Source organism: Sulfitobacter sp. NFXS29, assembly GCF_040148765.1.
Taxonomy (GTDB): Bacteria; Pseudomonadota; Alphaproteobacteria; order Rhodobacterales; family Rhodobacteraceae; genus Sulfitobacter.
The window spans coordinates 139,900-158,560 of record NZ_JAGDED010000011.1; the positions used below are offsets into that span (position 1 = coordinate 139,900).

Here is an 18,661-nt window from a genome sequence, read left to right on the forward strand (position 1 = left end):
GTCTAGCGGTCAGGCGTATGCAGAGCCAGAAATTTGTGCGTATGTTGACATTTGTTCGTTATGCGCAACTTGTTGTGCGCATGACGAACAAATTCAGCAGTACAATCTCATCTCTCGCCAAGGGACTTCGGGTGATCGAATGTTTCGACTCGCAGCGCCCCAAGCTGTCGATCAGCGAGGTCGCCGCGCTGACCGGACTTGACCGTGCCACCTCGCGCCGGTGCCTGTTGACGCTCCATGCCGAAGGCTACGCTGCCTATGACGGGAAGTTCTTTACACTTACGCATCGATGCCTGCGCCTTGGCACCGGGGCCATTGGTGGCTTGCAACTGCCGCAGGTCGTGCAGCCGTGGCTGGATCAACTGACTGAACAAATCGGCCAAAGCTGCTCTGTCGCCATTCTTGACGAGACCGAGATTGTCTATCTCGCCCGCGCATCGCAGCGGCGGGTCATGTCGATCGGCCTGATGCCCGGTTCACGCTTGCCGGCGCATAGCACCTCTATGGGGCGGGTGCTGCTGGCCGCGATGCCGGATACGGAAGCGCGCCGCGTCATTGAAGCGTCCGATCTGTCGCCGCGCACCCGGTTCAGCTTGACCGACCCAGAGGAAATCATGGCGCAGGTACAGGCGGCGCGGACACGCGGCTATGCGTTGGTCGACCAAGAGGTTGAGATCAGCCTGCGCTCGCTCGCGGTGCCAGTGCTCAACAGCAAGGGGGGCGTGGTTGCCGCTCTGAACACCGGGATGGCAGCAACGCAGCCAGACCCAGATGGGTTGGTCGAGACATATCTGCCCGCTCTGCTAAAGGTTCAAGCGGGGATTGCGCGTCTGTTGGGATAACTTCTATGAAATGAATTTTCGACGCTTAGGCGGAGAACTACGTTCCGTGTTGGTCCGATAAGACTTCTGTAGGGACTGTGTGTACTTTTTGTGCCTTGGCGCCTTTAGTTACGCCATGGGAAAGCGTTCTTCGAACACGATGGCGAGTTGGCCTTTAACGCGGTGCCACTCACGCACAGAACGCTTCCAGTCTTTGTCGATGCTCCAACGTGGATCTCATTAGAGCAGTTGCCACCCCAGAGCACAAAATTCAGGACAGTCTCCTTCCGCACCATCGTTGTGATCGTAAAAATGGCTTCAGATCAGTTCCAAGAACGCATCGGTACATGTTGCGTACTGTCTTCTTAGATTTGTGCACACGACTGAAGCGGCAAACTACTACAACCTCTTATTCACCGACGTTCTCGTGTCATTCTATAGTCTTAAGCCGCGCTAACTGAGACTGGTTGCCTTCACCACGGACCACCAATGCCCAGACAATCCGCGACATCTTGTTTGGCAAGCGCCATCCGAACCTTTCTGACGCTGCGCTTATGGATACAAATAGCCGTATTCTATAAGAGCGTTTTCTTGGGTCCTCCAACCCCCTGCGGAGTGGGACTTCGAGTTTTTTACCAGACCAAAGTGTGATAGCGTAGCAGGACATCGCGTGATCAATGAGATCGCACAGATGACAACGGCATTCGATACCTGTTATTCTTATAATCTTCAGCGAGTTGCCTCCCTGTCATCGCAGATTGCGCTCTTTGATATCAAGCCTAGCTTCAGGGTTAACCTTGATGACTGGCAAGCGATGGCGGTGCTAGATTTTTCGGTGTCGCACTGCTCCATATGCTGGTTAATCGTGCAGGCGTACAGAAAAGTCAAATGAGCCGCAACGTTGCGGCGCTAGAGGCGCGTGGTTTCATTGAGCGCCCAGTCGAACCCAGAGGACAAGCGCAGCGTTCATCAGCAATCGGCAGCCAAAGGACGTCGGCTGGTCGCCGATATCCTGTTGGCGTCGCGCGAACGGAACCGTTAGATGTTGCAGCACCTGTCCGCTTAATAACGCGTCGAGTTGATGCGCCTATTAGAGAAGTTAACTGATGGCGACATTGGCCCATCTGCGCGAACCTGAGGGCGAAGCCCAGTCCCACCGGCCCCCGGCCACGATCTTCGAGACCGAAGTTCTTTAGCCCATCCATTCCCCGGTCCAATCTGTGCGGCGGTGCTGGCCGAAGCCCGGCCCCTCGGGCAGGATCAGCAGCCCGTCGCGCAGGGAGGGCCAGAGGAAGTCCTCGTCATCAAAATGGGTGAACTCGGCGCATTCCGAAGGACCCCGGGTCAGGCAAAGGCCTGCAAGCGTAGCAGTGGCCAGTGCCACGAGCGGCCCGCCGAACGCGGTGCCCAGACGGGCATAAACGCCCTGCGCCGCCGCGCATCTCGCCATGTCCCGTGATGGCAACAACCCACCGGAGCGCGCAAGTTTCAGACTGATGCCGTCCGCAGCATCTGCCGTCAGCACCGCATCCAGATCAGCCTGCGTAAACAATCCCTCATCAGCCTCAACCCGCGCCTGCGCGACTGCTCGCACCTGACCTAGAGCGGCGCGATCGTCGGCGGGTACTGGCTGTTCGAGAGCCCATACTGCAAAGGGGCGCAATGCAGTATCAAACGCGCGGGCGCCCTCAGCATCATAGGCTTGATTGGCATCGACGATCAGTGTGACCGCGGCACCCGTCGCGGCCCGGACGGCAGCCACTCGCGCGACATCGGCGGCGCAGTCGCCTACCGCCTTCAGCTTAAACGCGCGATACCCCTCTTCCAGGAGACTGGCTGCAATCTCGGCCATGCGTTCGGGCGGCTTCACCGGTATAATACGTACCACTTCGACTGGCTTTACCGTACCGCCCAGCAGCGTCGCCACGCTAACCCCTCGCAGCCGTGCAGTAAGGTCGAGCACTGCCATCTCGGCGGCAGAGCGGGCGGCGTTATCCGCGCGGGCGCAGCGGCCCAGCCGGACCAGACAGGCGTTAAGATCGCGGGGGTCCGCCCCGATAAGTCCTGTCGCAAACGCGCGCGTCCGCTGCTCAAGCGCGTAGGGGCTGGCGTCGAGATGCGGCAGGAACGGTGCGTAGCCTTCACCCATTTTGCCCCCGGCACGCAATGCAACTCGCACGCCCGGCAACTCTGGCACGTCGCGCCCGGCGTAATGCCATTCAGGGTCGAGATTGCGATGCCGGACGCCTTGGACCGACCATGCCTCGATCCTCATTGTGCGGATGCGCGCCGTCGGCGCATCACTAACCCGTAGCCTATGACGGCAACCAGCAACGCTAGACCCAGCAAATCGGTATGTGCTTCAGGAATCAGCAGGCTCAACCCCGCCGCGCCGACGATGATACGCGGCAGCGAGGGCAGACGCCCGACGAAGTGCAGATATCCCTCGAACGCGCATGCGATGAGCCAGATCGCGATCCCGGCGGTGCCGATGGATTGCAGCACCTCCCACAGCCCGCCGCGCAGGATCAGGGCCGGGTTCAGCACAAAGGCAAAGGGTAGAATGAACAGGACCGAGCCGAGGCGCATCGCCTTAAGCCCAGTGCGCAGGTTGCCACTGCCCGCGATCCCCGCTGCGACCACCGCCGCCAGTGCAACCGGCGGGGTAATGTAGGATAGCATGCCCCAATACAGGATGAACAGATGACTAGCGACGACATCCAGACCCTGCTGAGTCAGAGCGGGCCCGAGAATGATCGCGAGGAAGATGTAGCACGCCGACGCGGTCATCCCCATGCCCAGAACGAAGCTGGTGAGCGCGCCGAATACCAGCAGAAGATAAAGGTTGTCGCCCGCGGCAAAGACCAGTTCCCGCGATACCGCGCTGCCAACGCCGGTGATCGACAGCGAACCCACGATCAGCCCGATGCCCGCAAGGATACCGTAGAGATAAGCTGAAGAGCGCCCCGTCTCGACAAGAACCTTTGCGAACATGCCCCATGTTTCGCCAGGATTGCGCAGGATCGCAATAGCCAGCATGAACCCGGCGCTGAAGAACGGCGCGCTTCGCTCCATATGCGCAAACAGAATAAGCCCGACCAGCATTAGCACGCCAACCAGATGCGGCCAGCCCGTGCGTAGCGTCGCGCTCAGATCGGGCAGATCCTCTTCTGGCAATCCGGACAGGCCATTACGCGCCGCATAGGCATCGACCTGCAACAGCAACGCCGCATAGAACAGCACAGCAGGCAAGATCGCGGCGGACACCACGGTGGAATAAGGTACGTTCAGGAATGACGCCATAATGAAGCCTGCAGCCCCCATCACCGGCGGCATAATTGATCCGCCGGTGGAGGCGCATGCCTCGACCGCACCGGCGTAATGTGCCGGATAGCCGCAGCGCTTCATGGTGGGGATGGTAAAAGCTCCGGTGGAGATCACGTTTGAGACAACCGAGCCAGATAGCGAGCCGAACAATCCCGAAGAAATGATCGACACTTTCGCAGGACCGCCTCGCGCCCGTCCCAAAAGGGCGGAGGCAAAATCCATGAAGAACTGCCCCCCGCCCGTGACGGTAAGCGCAGCGCCGAACAGCAGATAGCCAATAACCAATTCGCTGACGACTTGCACTGGCACACCGACGATGGCGCCCGATCCCATGACAAAGGCCGAAAGTGTCTCGCGCGGGGTGTATTGGCTGCCCCAAAGCAGGCCCGGCATTAAATCCGCAAAAATCGGAAACACTGCGAAAATCAGACAGATGCAGAACAGCACCATGCCACCGGTCCGCCGCAGACCTTCGAGGATCAGTAAAAACAGCGCCAGTGCCGCCAGTGTCGGGGCAATGGGGGCTTCAAAATCCCACCCGCGGTTGATGATGTCCCCAGAGATTGAGGCGAAATAGCCCCCGGTAGCCAAGGCAATGGCGGCAAAGATCCAATCATGCAACGGCACCTGGCGGTCATCGGCCACGCGCATTGGGAAGGTCAGGAACAGCACAGAAAAGAACATTCCGATCAGCGCGTAGTAGAACCCCGTCGAGGGCAGTTGGAACCCCGCGATCCTTAACAGAAAGACCTGATTGGCCACCAACAGTAGCGCTAACGCGGTGATCGGAATGACCACCCAACGCGTCTGGTAAAGCCGCGAGGATTCTGGCCGGACATCGGGAATGGGGGTGTCCGTATCTTTCATTGTGGTGTCGACCATGGCAAACCTTTAGGAGAAAGTGGCGTGGCCGGGGCGATACGCGCCCCGGTTTGCATACATCACAAACTTTTGGCGCGGAACTCGCTCCAGAAATCGGCCCAGTCCTTATCTGCGAGCCCTTGTGTGTCGGCTTCCTCGGTGGCGGCGTCCCAGGCTTCCTGCACTGCGGCCATACGTGCGATGCGCTTGATGTTCCAAGTCTCATCAGCATCGGTCCAGACGCCAATCTCCTCGAAATACCGTTTGGCCCCATCGTGGCAAGGGGCGTCGTAGGGCGGGTGCCCGGCTTTGTTGGGATCGTAGTTCGACATCACCGGCGCCGCATCCTTGTAAAGCGGGTAGCCTTCGACGATCGCTTTGGTGATGTCGTAAACCTCGGCGTTAGCTGTGTCTGAAAAGACCGAAAGGATTGGGTAACGGTAACCCACAAGCGGAACCGGCGCTTCGGCTGTGGCACCCGGACCGTCGGTCATTGTCGCCGGGGCAAAGAGCGGCGCCGTGGCATTGATACGTTCCCAGCCGGTGGCATCTTCTGCCGGGACAGGCAGCCAGCCAATGCCCTTGGAGCTGGCTTCGATCTCGCGAAGTACAGACGCGCCGACTACGGCCCCCGCCGCATCCACGGTGCCATCCAGAACCGCCTGCAGCCCCTGTGAATAGCCTGGAACCTCGATCGCTTCGACATCGTCCCAGGTCAGTCCGGCAAAGGCCAGCACGCCCTCAATTTTGAAGTTAGTCGACGGGTGGGCTTGAATGCGCGCCACGCGCTTGCCCTTTAGATCAGCAATCGCTTTGGGGCCGTTACCGGTGGTGACGATCCCGAACAGCGCCTCACGGCCCATCAGCGCACGTAAGTCCTGCGGGCCCCATTCGCGGGTCGCGAAATCGAACATCGCCTCGGTGGCGAAATAGGCCTCGTTGGCCATGTAACCCAGAGAAACGCGCCCCGATTTGAGCATCATCATCCGCCCTACGGAAGTGCCTGATGGCACCACTCGGATACGGGAGCCGTGCTGTTCAATCAGCGCGTTGGCGACGGCGGTCGCCTCAATATAACCCGATGACCCTACATCGGCCGCTGTCCATTGCATCTTGCCGGGCAACTCGGCGCGCAGCGCGCCGGGCATGGCCAGAGTGGCGCCGGCCGCCAGGGTAGAGCGTTTCAGGAACGCCCGCCGTGTCAGATCGCAAATCATGTCTTTCTCCTCCTTGTGAATGGGGCGCGGGCTTCTCTACCCGTTCGAATTTACTACGCAGGTTCTGGCGTCATGGTGCCCACGGGCTACGGCAGAAATTGTACGCAGGTTGCGTATTGGGTGGCAATTTTGGACACAATCTGGCCCGAATTGGACACCTGGCGATTATGTTGCAACCCGTGACGGGCAAACCATTCGCATATGACAATCTCATCCTGCATAGCTGTCCTCCCAACTAGTTGCACTTATCAACTATATTAAATCTTAAATCAACCAGTTTTTATTGAGTGAGGATTCGTCATATATTTCAGGTCTTTGAATGATAGTCCCGCCTTACAGAACGAGCTACAAAGCGGAGAAGCCTAAATTTCTGTTGATTGCTGCAGCCGGTTAAGTGAATTGTGCAACTAGGTGTTTAATCCCACGGTTTGATGGTGCGATGCTTTCTTCGGCTTGGAAGGAAGTATTATGGGATAAGCTCGTCACGGGAGCATCACGACAGCGCAAACCGTCAGGGCTGGAATACAGCGATCGCAAGCTTCGCTCGCGCCGCTAAGCAAGGAATTGGGTATCGACCCCAAAACCGTTACAAAGTGGCGTTAGCGTGCGACGGTCGAGGATTTTAAGACGGGGCCAAAGGAGCCCCCCCCTCAACCGTTCTCCCTGAAGGTGAGGAGGCAATGATCGTTTCATTCCGGAGGCACACGCTGCTGCCGCTAGATGATTGACTCTATGCTTTGCAGCCATCGCCTCCGCATCCGACCCGGTCGGCATTGCAGCATGGTCCTGTAAGCGCGCAATGTGCGCAAGGCAGGCCTTGGTGCATTTCGCAGCGAATGACCGGTTTCCGCCGATTCTGTGAAAAAACAGCGTATTGCAGGCTCGGAAAGCCGGGCTTCAAACCGAGCGCGAGCGCCTTTCTCATCAGGCTTTGCTCATTTGCTGCGGTACAGGAAAGTTCTTTGCCAGTTTACGGAGGTTTTGGGCGGTTGCAGCGAGCAGGAGTTCGTCTTTTGCACCGCATGGTCCACGTAATCGGAGCCGCCCCAGACCAAGAATGCGTTTGAGGTGCGCAAAGAGCATCTCAACCTTCTTTCGCAACCGCATTGAGATTGCATATTGTTTGGTCTTGGAAATGTCGCGTGCAACCTGGCGAGCGTCTTCATGTTCTTCGCGGGTGATTTTGCGCGCATCGGCTTTGGAGCAGCATTTCATTTTTGATGGACAGGCTTGGCAGGTGTGTTTTAGCGGCATCGTCAACTTATTGGATCCTGCCGACAAAGACCCCCCCCACCCTTGGTCATACGGCCTTCAACTCGCACGTGATGTCGTCCCAAATGCCGTGAGCATCTGACCGAGATTGTCGATAGGCTGGGGCGGCAAGTTTGTGACGGCGGGGACGAAATACGGTTTGGACTTGATCATGGATAGACAAAAAGAGCTGTGCTTGGCCGGGCGATTTGAAGCGGGCCATGATCTTTTCTCGGCGCCGCGTCGGTCGATGCGAGCCTTCAGATCTGTTGTTTAAGCTCTTATGCCTTCGGTGCTCGATACCGGGCGCGAGGCTTTTCAAAGCCGCACTATAGCTGCCGAGCTTATCCGTTATCACAACGCGCGGTCGCCCATGTTGTTTGAATAGTTTGCGGAAAAAACGTTTCGCCGCGCGCGTATTGCGCCGAGATTGCACCAGAATATCAAGAACGTCACCGTTGCTGTCGATCGCGCGCCAAAGCCAGAATTTGCGCCCGCGGATAGGAATGACCACTTCATCAAGGTGCCATTTATCAGATGGCGCAGGCCGATCCCGCCTGATGGTCGCCGCATAGTTTGTGCCAAATTTTCCAACCCACTTCCGGATCGTTTCGTAGCTTACGATGATGCCCCGCGCGGCAAGTAGATCCTCGACATCGCGTAGGCTCAAGGGAAACCGAAAATAAGACCAGACTGCATAGGCAATGATCTCAGGCGGGAAACGGTGGCCTTTGAAGGCACCGGAATGTTTGGCTTTTGTCATGCCGGTCGGTACGATTTCAGATCACGCCCCGCAAGTTGACGATGCCCGACGGGCAGGTATTGAGAAGCGGTTTCTGGCGGCAGATTGGCATGGATATTGCGGCTGTTTTTGCATTGAACCAAGGCCAGCATAAACGGCTTGTGGTTCCCGAACAACTGGTTGTTAGATTTATTGATACATTCTGATGGCCTGAGCAAAGCAATACTGGAAAGTCCTGCCAGCGCTCCGTAGACCGGACATACAGCCCATCGAAGATGCGGCGGCTCTCGCCTCGAATTTTAACAATAATATCCGTTCATTACCCAGGCTTTCTTTCATGATTATATTTATCTATATCGCGCTTCTCATCCTGTTAACCTTCGCGCTTGCCGCAGCCGCGTTAATGGGACTGAGGTACATGCAAAATGATGCATTTTCTTATTTATACCCCACCCCTGCTGAAACGCCTTTTTTTGACTATATGGCCAACAGTGTGGGCTTGGCTGTCGCCGCCATGGCTGGAGGCGCGACAATTGTTTTGGCGCTACAAGCCTTGCGGGTGTCGCGCCAGCAGGTTGACCTGGAGCTTCGCTCCGCATTTGAAAGCGAGATAGATAGCTTCCGCAAGGATATGGCGCTGGCAGAGGATTTGTTGCGCGAATTCGTAGAAGCTGGTCTGGATCATGCCAAAGCGGTGAAAACGCATGCCGAAGCCGATATTGAGGTCATTCGTAACATAGAACGCGACGCCTTGTTCTTTGACCTGCTTCCCGCGCAAGGCCGCGAAGACTGGCAGAAAAATCACTATCGCAAACTGGTAGACGCAATGCATAGGGCCATCAGTGAAAAATTAACGGATCTTCCCGACGATGCATCGCACGAAGACGTAATTTCGAAAGATGAGGCGCTGACTTCCGCTCTGGAAGAACTGGAAACAGAAGCCCGAGATCTTGCCGCTTGCGTAGTGCTAAACCCTGAAGATCGTGACGAAATGATTGCCTACCTGAGGGCCGTGGGCAGACAAGAAGGTCGGCGCATGGCTCAGACGCGACATGGGGGAACAATCGACCAGCTAAACGCCACTCGTCACTCCATGATCACATGCACGGAACGTATCAACGCATTCCTGGAAGCGAGATTTGCCAATCCGATAACCCGGCGCGTGGTGCAGCGCGCGGGCACTTCTGAAGAGGCCCAGAAGCTGGTTGCGCGGATCAAGCGCGTCGCAGCGTCGAACGAAAGCCGCGTGTATGATATGAACCCACCGGAAGTTGCTACGAAGGACGATGAACTCGGCTTTCGGTTAGTGTTGGATGGCGTGCTAACGTTAATTTTCCAATTCGCTTCTGCACCTACTCCGCTGTGGGGAGGTCAGATCACCGACGCTGTTGTGGATGAAGATGCAAGCAAGAGGATGCGTCCGCCACTACGGCAAGACATGAGTGTGCAAGTTCAAGAAGCGTCTCGATGGTTGCCCGAATTGGGACTATCTTTGAAAGACATGAAAGGAAGCTTGGCCTTTGAGTTTGATGACACGACAGATTGGGTTTGCGCATACACTGATGCGCAAAATGAATCGCCCTTCGTCCCAGAACCCCTACGAGAGGACGTGAAAAAGAAGGATGCGGCTAACCTGAAAAACGTACTCTCAAGAGGGTCGCTTCCCAAAGTTCCTGAACAAAAAACAGATTTCTATCTCGTATGCGAATTTCTTTCTGTAATCCTTCAGCCCGAGGACCCCGGAGAAGCCCTGGCAGAACATCTGGTCCATCAAGGCGTGGATTCCCGAACCGCTCGGCGATTTTCTTCAGTGGTTCGGGCCGGCGGGAGTAAGGATAGCTTCACTCTTACGCCATCCAGTCAGCTTCTTACAAATTAAGCTTCAAGTTCTTTGGCCCTCTCGATGGTTTGCGCTTCCGCAATACGGCTCTTTCGTATTCGTTTGCCGGACCGGGCCAAAGTTCAGCAGTAGACTACTGGGGTTACAAGAGACGGGGCGTCGGACCATAGCCTTCGAACGCAAAGTTGTTAAGAAATTGACATTCGGCTAAAGCATCCCGCTCTTGATCCCGTAGATTAGCTTCCTCACACACGTTGACCTAATGTTCGACAATCGATCCGACCAATCGGTCGACGATCCTTTGAAATTCGAATTGGTCCACACCGAAACACGATGCGATAGCTGCGGCATTAAGCAGCTGTGCAGCCCGGGAACCTTGCGGCAAGACCATTGCTTGGTTTGCTTTGTGTGTAAGCATTCGGCGAAGGCCGCGGGCGCGCCGTATTGATCCGAGGCGTTTGGGAGCGGCTTTTGGTTTACGCGGCTTTGGGGCCCATTTTTTGGCAAGCCGCTCGAAGTTATCAAGGATGCGGCCGATCTCTGCCTCATCCGGGTCGAACTGTCCCCCATACCATTCCAGCATCTGGCCGTGTTCTTCGTGCCTGGGGCCGGCCATGGCTTCGAGGAAGTCAGCGTAGCCGGGGAAGCCACCCACATCTTTCGGAGGGCAAGCACCGATGGCCCTAACAAGGCGTGGATAGGCGGCGCCCGCGATGGCATTATCGATCTTCTCGATCTTGATCACATGGTGCCAGTTGTCGCCAAAGTCATAGATATAATGGAGAGTCTTGGTTCCCACATCCTCGATCACGTCAAACAGGCTGGTTTTGCTGGCGGGCATCGGGCCATCGTAAAAACCATCTGGATCTGGCACGCCCCAGCCGCTGCCACCGGCCCTGAACTCATACAGGTGACTGTCGGTCCATCCCATGGCAGCCTGGATCACATAATGCAGGCGGTTCAGCTTGATCTTGAGGGGCACATCAAAGCGCCGAAGCACCTGATATAGGATAAATAGATTCTAGCCGAACTCGTATCCTCGTGTTTGGGAGATATCTCCGGCGAGAGTACGGATCGCCCTGACGTGTTCTTCACTGGGTGGATCCGTCAGGTGCTGAATTGAGGCGACGAGAGCCACGGTGGCGATAATCTGTTTGTGATTGTTGAAAACCGGGGCTGCAACCACGTTAACTCCGAGAAGCGTTTCCTCCGGAGCCCACACATAACCTGACTGTCTTGCCTCCTCGACGCGGCAGCGCAGTTTTTCGGGGTTGGTCAAAGTTTTGGGGGTCAGGGCCGGCAGCTCCTCGGAGCAAACTTCATCCACAAGCTTAGGGTCTCCAAAGGCGAGCAAAATCTGACCTTGGGCCGAAGAGTGAAGCGGGAGCTGGCTGCCCTGACGCACGCCGATTTCAATTGCATGGGTTCCGTTCAGAGCAGCTATGACGTTCAGTGAGCGTCCGTTCACCGAACTTAGCACCACTGCAAGGCCGGTTTCTTGGCGGGTCGTTCTCATGAACGAGTCCGCTGACAAAGCAAGATCACCGATCTGCGTCGCACGCTGACCAACGAGCCATGCTTGGGGACCCAGGCGGTAACGGCCTGTGAGATGATCTCGCGAGATCCAGCCCGTCTCCTCAAGAGTGAAGAGATGCTTGTGCGCGGCACTTTTAACGATTCCTGCGGCTTCAGCAATTTCTGACTGGCTTAGCGGCTCATCCGAAAAGGCGATTTTATGAAGTATTTTTAAAGCTATATCGGAAGTTTTTACCCGAGGTTTCTGCATGGTCTCTCCTTTTTAGATCACAGCCTTGACAACTAAGGCGCTTGCTGTCTATCTCATCTCGAGAACACTTATTCTCATATTGAGAACTTGGAGGAGGATCAAATGAAAAATTTCAAACTCTCGTCACCCGTACTTATGGCTGCTCTAGCAATGTCCGTTTCGGCAGTATCGGCACAGGATTTGACGCTGACACTTGGCCATGCGGTGTTTGAATCGCATCCATTTCACGATGCGTCGGTCCGCTTTGCAGAGGCCGTGGACGAGATCTCCGAGGGTTCAATGGCTATCGACATTTTCCCGGCCCGCCAGATGGGTGACGTGAAGGAGTTGATGGAGGGGGTTCAGCTCGGAACTGTTGATATGACGGTCAATTCATCCTCGGCACTCGCAACTCTGACGTCGTCGATCGACGCTTTTCAGCTGCCTTACGTGATGCGCACTTACGAGGATTTTGCTCGCATGGCCGTCTCTCCCGAGGCCGAAGCCATCATGAAATCGCTAAGCGATCATGGGATGATCGGGCTCGGTCTCTACGAAGGTGGTCAAAGGCACTTCCTTAGCACCGGCGAGCCCGTTGAAGAACTTGCCAATTTCGAAGGTCGCAAGACTAGGGTCGCCCCGACCAAGCTTTTCCTCTCGGTCTGGCAGGCAACAGGCGTAAACCCCACGCCGATGGCCTATGGGGAGGTGTATTCGGGCTTGGAAACCGGTGCCATCGACGCTGTTGAAATCAACCTGACCTCTATCGAATCTGAAGGTCTCTACGAGGCAGCGCAAAATGTGACGCTTACGGGTCACTATTTCTGGCCGGGCATCATGCTTATCAACCAAGGCGTCTTTGATGGTCTGACAGAAGAGCAGCAGGGCATCCTGCAAGAAGCCGCGCGTTCAGTGGTCAAACCCCAAGTGATGGCAGTTGCTGACTACGACGAAAAGCTAAAGACCTCTCTCGCCGAAAAGGGTGTCAACTTCACCGAAGCAACCGACTCGTTCGTCACCCAACTCGAAGAGGCTTGGGCCCCGGTCGTGCAAGACTATGCCGAGAGTGACCCTTTGATTGCCGACTTCGTCGAACAGGCCAGCGCATCCGAGTGATAGCGCTGACTGCGCCGTCGCCGCGCGAGTGAGAGAGATCCTATGATTAAGATACCAAGTACTTCACCCGTCGCCCGGATCGCCCACGGCTACGTGGCTGCAATCGAGAACCTTTTGATTGTCGGTATGCTCGCCGTGGTTATTCTGGCCGCGCTCCAGGTTTTCTTTCGATATGTGCTTGGCATGTCGCTTAGCTGGTCTGAAGAGGCGTTGAGGTATGTCATGATATGGACCGCCTCTCTCGGTATAGGTCTGGCTTATTCTCGTGGGGACATGATTGGCATGGAAATGCTGGTCAACCTCCTGCCTCGTCGCATCGCGATCGCAGTAGGACTTTTAAGCCGGCTCCTAATCTTAGCCATGATGTTCGCGATTGTCTGGTATGGCTGGCAGTTCGCCTGGAAGACCCGCGGCGGTAGCGCAACGGCAATCCCCATCTCCATGTTTTGGATCCATATCTCCATTGCGGTCGGGGCCGCGCTCGTGGCGATGCATGTCATCGTCTCTGCCATTGCGTCTCTGAAAGGCGTGGAAGAACAAAAATCAAATTTGCAGGAGGTGGTGTAATGATCTGGCTCGGTAGTACCTTTGCTCTCACGCTCCTAATGGGTATCCCGATCGCCTTTGTATTGGGGCTTTCAGCTTTCGGCTATTTTCTGGCGACCGACAACCTGCGCTTTCTGGTGGCGGTGCCACAACGAATGTTTGCAGGGCAGGACAGCTTTATCCTGTTGGCAATTCCGCTCTTCATCCTTGCTGGTAGCCTCATGGATGTAGGCGGCCTTACTCAGCGCCTCGTAGCCTTCGCAAACGCATTGGTTGGGCGCTTTAGGGGCGGTCTGTCACTGACAGCCATTTGGGGCAGCTTTTTGTTTGGCGGGGTGAGCGGATCGGCCGCTGCGGATGCCGCCGCGCTCGGTACCGTGTTATCGCCTGATCTAAAGCGGCAGGGTTACAACGAAGATTATTCGGCAGCCCTGATAGGGGTTTCCTCCATTATGGCGCCGCTCGTACCACCCTCTATCGCGATGATCCTCTATGGAGCGCTATCCGGCACCTCAATCTCGCGTCTATTTGTGGCTGGTATCGTACCTGGAGTGCTCCTTGCCTTCATCCTTTCCGCCTACGCTGTTTGGATCGCGGGACGTAAAGGCTACCCAAAGCTGGAGCCTGTCAAACTCCGCGAGATTATGCGCCGGCTCGGTGAATGCGCTCCCGTTCTGCTTCTTCCGGTGATTATCATCGGCGGTATCCGAGGCGGCGTTGTCACGCCGACTGAGGCTGCTGCGGTGGCCGTTGTCTATGCGCTTCTTGTTGCCGGGCTGTGGTATAAGGCGCTCTCCCTTTCAAGGCTCCGCAGAGTGTTCCTCAGCTCTGCACTCCTCAGTGCCACGATCTACTTGCTGATAGGCTTCGCGCATGTCCTGTCTTTGGTCTTCGCGATCGAAAGACTCCCCCAGGCTGTTGTATCTACGCTGTCGGCGATTTCAGAAAACAAGTGGGTGATCCTCATTATGGTCAACCTGATCTTGTTGGTCTTGGGCATGTTCTTGGACACGGTCGGCATCCTAATTCTAACTGTCCCTGCCCTAATGGCTATCGGCAATCAACTCGGACTTGATCCGGTGCATCTCGGGGTGATCGTCGTGTTTAACTGCCTCATCGGCTTCGTAACGCCGCCTGTTGGTCTGTGTCTCTACGTGATGGCAGGGGTGACAAAGCGTCCAATCGAAAGGATTTCAATTCATGCATTGCCGATGGTGGGACTTGCGATCGCCGTGCTTGCAATCATCACGATCTACCCTGGGCTTGTGCTATTTCTTCCCAACCTCTTGGTGAATTAACCCATGGCTCGTCTCGAAACACGCATCGGCCAGCTCTGCCTCAAGAACCCAGTGATTGCTGCCCCGGCCGAACACATGATTGCCGATGGCGGGATCAGGGCCGCAATCGAGGCGGGGGCTGGTGCAGTCGTCATGAAATCGACCAACGAAAGCGCCGCCGCGAAGGCACAGTTGCGCGCGGCCGAATATGTTGCGCTTGATGCGCACTGGTCGCCCGTGCCCTGGGGACCCCAAGCGGATCCGGCGACAATGATACTGTCGCGCTCAGGCCTGCATCCTCTGGGTTTTGAGGATTGGTTGGCTCAATGCGTGGCCCATGACAAAATTGCACGGGAGCATGATTGCTTGCTCGTTCCTAGCCTGATCCTCGCCGATCTGGAACAGGCGATAGGGATGGCGCTGGCCGTCCAGGAGGCCGGGCTCCGCGTTCTCGAGTTCAACATCGGCACGCCTTACGCGCGTGAGGCGGCCGAAGGAGCGGTGACAACCGAAACCGTCAGCGCACGGGTTGCAATGCTTACAAGTGCTCTCACCGAACGCCTCGAAATCCCCGTCTGGGTAAAGTTGACCGGGCAATCTAACGACGTGCCGCAACTGGCGCGTGCCGCCATCGAGGGGGGTGCGCAAAGCGTGATCGTTGCCGGACGCTTATTAGGGATGCTGCCCGATCTCACGACGCAAGAGCCGATGCTGGGCACGTCAGGTGGCTTTGGCGGTTTCTGGAACCTACCACTCACTTGCCATTGGCTCGCGCTGTGCCGGGCCGCAATAGGCCCCGGGGCTGCCCTTATCGGTATTAACGGGATCACCGGGGGGCACGATATTGCACGCGCCATGCTGGCGGGCGCTTCGGCGACAGGACTGGCTTCGGCGATAATGCTCCGCGGGTTCGATGTTATTGAAGAAAGCATTGAAACGCTTGACTCATATTGCCAAGCCAAGGGGATGGCCGTGGCGGATCTGATTGGTCGCGCAGCCGACGCGCGTAAGACTTTCGCCGAAATGCCAGAATTAGAAGCGCATTGGCAGCAATTCGTGCCTCCGCAGAGTCGATGAGCATGAGGCATCGCACAAGCCGCGCTCTGATGCGATTTTCCCCGGCGCGTCCCTGCGCTTGGCTAGATTTATGGGCATCATGGCAGCGCCTAAAATATCAATCAACTTGGAGATAACAAATGAATATTCACGCAATTAACTGGAACGAGATGCCGTGGAAACAGATCCGCCCCGGTGTGGAGCAAAAAGCGTTTTCGGGCGAGGGCGCAACGGTGGCATTGCACCGCCTTCAACCCGATCACGAGCCCAAGCCGCACAAACACCCCCATGAACAGATCGCCTACATCATTTCGGGTGAAGTCGACTTCCACGTCGGCGGTGAGGTCGTCCGGATGGGCCCTGGAGGTATGCTGGTCGTGCCGCCGGAGGTTCTCCATCACGCTGTAGTTGTAGGCGATGAGGAAGTTCTCAACCTTGATGTCTTTACGCCCTGTCGCCCTGAATATGCATGACCGTGACGGTCTCTGAACCTCGCGATTCAAAAATAATTGGGCCCATTTCTCCCTGGTTAATTGCAACCGTGAGCCAAGCGGAAAGTCGGTCCGAACCCGCAATCGAAGCCCGGAGTTAACACCATGACCGACACCAAAAATATCATGCGTAACGAAGTTGTACGCATCAGCGAAATCTTGCAAAATGGGGTAGACCCACATGTTCATAGCGGTCCGTCCGTTGCTCCGCGAGCGATTGATCACCTCGAACTTGTGAAGGCTTATTCGGAGGCAGGCCTCAGAGCGGTTGTAACTAAGGATCACGACTATTCGGGCGTGATGTGCGCCAAACTCATCCGCGATCACAATCCAGATCTCAAGACAAAGATTTATTCAGGAATAGTGCTGAACAATGTTGTGGGCGGGCTAAACCCTTATGCGGTCGAGCATACGGCTGCAATGGACGGGCGTATCGTCTGGCTCCCGACACTTGCGGCAGAAAACCATCTGGAATGGCAAAAGACGTCTGATTGGGCGCACCCCGCCGCAACCCAAAAGATGCGTCCTGCTTCAGCGGTGCCGCTTTTCAAAGATGGCAAGCTGCGCTCCGAGCTTCTGGATATTCTTGAAGTGGTCGCCAAGTCGGATCTGGCTCTAGCTAGTGGTCATGTCCACGTCTCGGAAACCAAACTGATTTTTGAAGAGGCTAGGAAACGAGGAGTTGAGCGGCTGATCTTTACTCATCCTGAGGATATAGTGGGAGCATCTTTTGAAGATGTAAAAGAGATCGCGGCGATGGGAGCCTTCGTTGAGCATTCTCTTGCCTTCTTCGCCGAGGGTTCGAAATTTCGAAATCGCACGAATGACGAACTGCGGGCTTTCATTGATTGTGTCGGTCCCGAGCGTACCATTCTGTGTTCAGACCTAGGACAGACCGGCACGATTACACCGCTTGAAGGGCTTCGCCGCGGTGTCGCAACATGTCTCGCCCTCGGTTATTCGGATGCGCAGACGCACGCGATGGTTGGAACTAATCCCGCTTCGATCATTGGCTTAGAGAACGGCTAGATCAAGCGTACAAGTACACGAACGAATATAATACGGAGGAGTTTCATGTGAATATGCAGCGACAGGAATTTTGCGACCGCTTCCGGTCGGGCGAGACGCTTTACGGCACGTTCCTGAAAGTGCCTGCGACAATGCCGGCAGAGATTATGGGAAGTGTTGGCTATGACTTCATCGTGGTGGACGAAGAGCATTCGCCTTTCAATCGAGAAACAACGGACAGAATTATTCTAGCCTGCAAGGCTGCGGGGCTTGCGGCTATTGTCCGTGTGCAAAGCAGTTCAGCTGCTGATATCTTGTCCGTTCTTGATTGCGGAGCGGACGGTGTTCTGGTTCCGCATGTTTGCAATGTACAGACAGCACGAGCGATTGTCGCCGCTGGGCGCTATCGCGGCGGACATCGCGGTTATGCACCAACGACCCGAGCTGGCAATTTTGGTAGTTCGGATCAAGCTTCGCACATGGAGGCCGAGGATCGCCGCGTGACGATCATTGCCATGATCGAGGACCCCGAGGCCATCGACAAGATTGACGATATCGTTGCAGTCGAAGGGATCGACGGGGTATTCATTGGTCGCGGCGACCTAGAAGCGGCCTATTCGGGGGCGAATGATGCCCCTTCGCTGGTGCGTGAGGCGACAAAGGCGGTGTGTGCAGCAAGCGCAAGGGCCGGTCGCAGGATAGCGATCTTGCCGGCCAATCCCGAGGATGCAGCGCTTCAAGCCCGAGCGGGAGCGACTGCATTCATTCTCTCTTCAGACCAAGGATTTCTCAGGTCTGCCGCCATGCAGGCTCATACTCAGATGTCACAGGCGATAGAACGGTCCTGTGTAGATTATCAAGAGTCCGATTGAACGTCAGTGTCGTCTGGAAGGATGGACATCGGTTAAGTAGAAATTGATTTTTGCTCAAGTATGCCACCTCAACGCAACACCGCGAAAGTGTCCGGTCTACTGGACGCCCGCTGAAGTGTTACTGTGCCTTGCATCGACCGTAGCATGATTTCAGCTTCTACTGCGATGACGGGAAGGCGGGTAGAGCAACACCACTGCACAACCTATACGGCATCAGCGCAACAAGAAAACACTTAACATAAAACCCCGTTTCCGCGTCTGTGATGTAGCCGCAAAGCGATAATGTCACCCTTAAGCAAAGCAGAAGTGTCACTCTGTCCTCGGTTTGGGATGAGGATGCGTGAACATGGGATGGGTGATGATGAGCGAGCGCGAGTTGAACCGCGTGGAAGTTTTGGCACAGGTCGATGATGACCGGCTGACCGTTAACAATGCGGCCCACATGCTGGGTCTGACCCGGCGGCAAATCTT

The 18,661-nt window shown here is 56.1% G+C and carries 16 protein-coding genes and 2 pseudogenes; 11 read left to right on the forward strand and 7 right to left on the reverse strand.

Features of this window, described 5'->3' with window-relative positions:
* The first annotated feature begins 80 nt into the window (after positions 1–80).
* Positions 81–842, forward strand: a complete 762-nt coding sequence (locus J3456_RS16530) for an IclR family transcriptional regulator domain-containing protein (protein WP_349581237.1) — start codon at positions 81–83, stop codon at positions 840–842.
* A gap of 649 nt (positions 843–1,491) precedes the next feature.
* Positions 1,492–1,713: a hypothetical protein gene (locus J3456_RS16535; RefSeq protein WP_349581239.1), complete on the forward strand. Its 222-nt coding sequence runs from the start codon at positions 1,492–1,494 to the stop codon at positions 1,711–1,713.
* Positions 1,714–2,013: 300 nt separating this feature from the next.
* Here J3456_RS16535 and J3456_RS16540 read toward each other — a convergent pair whose 3' ends face one another.
* From J3456_RS16540 to J3456_RS16550, 3 genes are read right to left on the reverse strand one after another with little or no spacing between them, the layout of a single operon-like run.
* Positions 2,014–3,096, reverse strand: a complete 1,083-nt coding sequence (locus J3456_RS16540; RefSeq protein WP_349581240.1) for a mandelate racemase/muconate lactonizing enzyme family protein — start codon at positions 3,094–3,096, stop codon at positions 2,014–2,016.
* Positions 3,093–5,030: a TRAP transporter permease gene (locus tag J3456_RS16545; RefSeq protein WP_349581241.1), complete on the reverse strand. Its 1,938-nt coding sequence runs from the start codon at positions 5,028–5,030 to the stop codon at positions 3,093–3,095. Before J3456_RS16545 ends, J3456_RS16540 begins: the two co-directional genes overlap by 4 nt.
* Before the next feature lie 59 nt (positions 5,031–5,089).
* Positions 5,090–6,226: a TAXI family TRAP transporter solute-binding subunit gene (locus tag J3456_RS16550; protein WP_349581242.1), complete on the reverse strand. Its 1,137-nt coding sequence runs from the start codon at positions 6,224–6,226 to the stop codon at positions 5,090–5,092.
* Between the two features lie 492 nt (positions 6,227–6,718).
* Between J3456_RS16550 and J3456_RS16555 the strand changes: the two are divergent.
* Positions 6,719–6,951: pseudogene (locus tag J3456_RS16555) on the forward strand (IS481 family transposase); the annotation flags it as partial.
* Positions 6,952–7,150: 199 nt separating this feature from the next.
* Here J3456_RS16555 and J3456_RS16560 read toward each other — a convergent pair.
* Together J3456_RS16560 and J3456_RS16565 are read right to left on the reverse strand one after the other, a co-directional pair.
* A pseudogene (locus J3456_RS16560) lies at positions 7,151–7,471 on the reverse strand (transposase); the annotation flags it as partial.
* 55 nt (positions 7,472–7,526) lie between these two features.
* Entirely contained in the window at positions 7,527–8,240 is a 714-nt protein-coding gene (locus tag J3456_RS16565) for an IS6 family transposase (RefSeq protein ID WP_349581243.1), read from the reverse strand.
* 316 nt (positions 8,241–8,556) lie between these two features.
* On the opposite strand from J3456_RS16565, the gene J3456_RS16570 reads away from it, so the two are divergent.
* Positions 8,557–10,098 (forward strand): AAA family ATPase, encoded by a 1,542-nt coding sequence (locus J3456_RS16570; protein WP_349581244.1) that lies wholly within the window; start codon positions 8,557–8,559, stop codon positions 10,096–10,098.
* Between the two features lie 220 nt (positions 10,099–10,318).
* On the opposite strand, the gene J3456_RS16575 is transcribed toward J3456_RS16570, so the two are convergent.
* The gene (locus J3456_RS16575) at positions 10,319–11,059 is read right to left on the reverse strand and encodes a plasmid pRiA4b ORF-3 family protein (RefSeq protein WP_502989518.1); all 741 of its coding nucleotides are present in this window, start codon (positions 11,057–11,059) and stop codon (positions 10,319–10,321) included.
* A gap of 21 nt (positions 11,060–11,080) precedes the next feature.
* Complete coding sequence (locus J3456_RS16580; RefSeq protein WP_349581246.1) at positions 11,081–11,845, reverse strand: IclR family transcriptional regulator; 765 nt, start codon at positions 11,843–11,845, stop codon at positions 11,081–11,083.
* 102 nt (positions 11,846–11,947) lie between these two features.
* Between J3456_RS16580 and J3456_RS16585 the strand changes: the two genes are divergently transcribed.
* The 7 genes from J3456_RS16585 (at position 11,948) to J3456_RS16615 (ending at position 18,190) form a co-directional block, all read left to right on the forward strand.
* Positions 11,948–12,940 (forward strand): TRAP transporter substrate-binding protein, encoded by a 993-nt coding sequence (locus J3456_RS16585; RefSeq protein ID WP_349581247.1) that lies wholly within the window; start codon positions 11,948–11,950, stop codon positions 12,938–12,940.
* Between the two features lie 42 nt (positions 12,941–12,982).
* Positions 12,983–13,507 carry a TRAP transporter small permease gene (locus J3456_RS16590; RefSeq protein WP_349581249.1) on the forward strand — a complete coding sequence of 175 codons (525 nt, stop codon included), beginning with the start codon at positions 12,983–12,985 and terminating at the stop codon, positions 13,505–13,507.
* Positions 13,507–14,784 (forward strand): TRAP transporter large permease, encoded by a 1,278-nt coding sequence (locus tag J3456_RS16595; RefSeq protein ID WP_349581250.1) that lies wholly within the window; start codon positions 13,507–13,509, stop codon positions 14,782–14,784. The genes J3456_RS16590 and J3456_RS16595 overlap by 1 nt, the downstream gene beginning before the upstream one ends.
* Positions 14,785–14,787: 3 nt before the next feature.
* Entirely contained in the window at positions 14,788–15,840 is a 1,053-nt protein-coding gene (locus tag J3456_RS16600; RefSeq protein WP_349581251.1) for a beta/alpha barrel domain-containing protein, read from the forward strand.
* A gap of 119 nt (positions 15,841–15,959) precedes the next feature.
* The gene (locus tag J3456_RS16605; protein ID WP_349581252.1) at positions 15,960–16,292 is read left to right on the forward strand and encodes a cupin domain-containing protein; all 333 of its coding nucleotides are present in this window, start codon (positions 15,960–15,962) and stop codon (positions 16,290–16,292) included.
* A 123-nt stretch (positions 16,293–16,415) separates the two neighbouring features.
* Entirely contained in the window at positions 16,416–17,339 is a 924-nt protein-coding gene (locus J3456_RS16610; protein ID WP_349581253.1) for a DUF6282 family protein, read from the forward strand.
* A 53-nt stretch (positions 17,340–17,392) separates the two neighbouring features.
* Positions 17,393–18,190, forward strand: a complete 798-nt coding sequence (locus tag J3456_RS16615; RefSeq protein ID WP_349581260.1) for an HpcH/HpaI aldolase family protein — start codon at positions 17,393–17,395, stop codon at positions 18,188–18,190.
* The last annotated feature ends 471 nt before the right edge of the window (positions 18,191–18,661 follow it).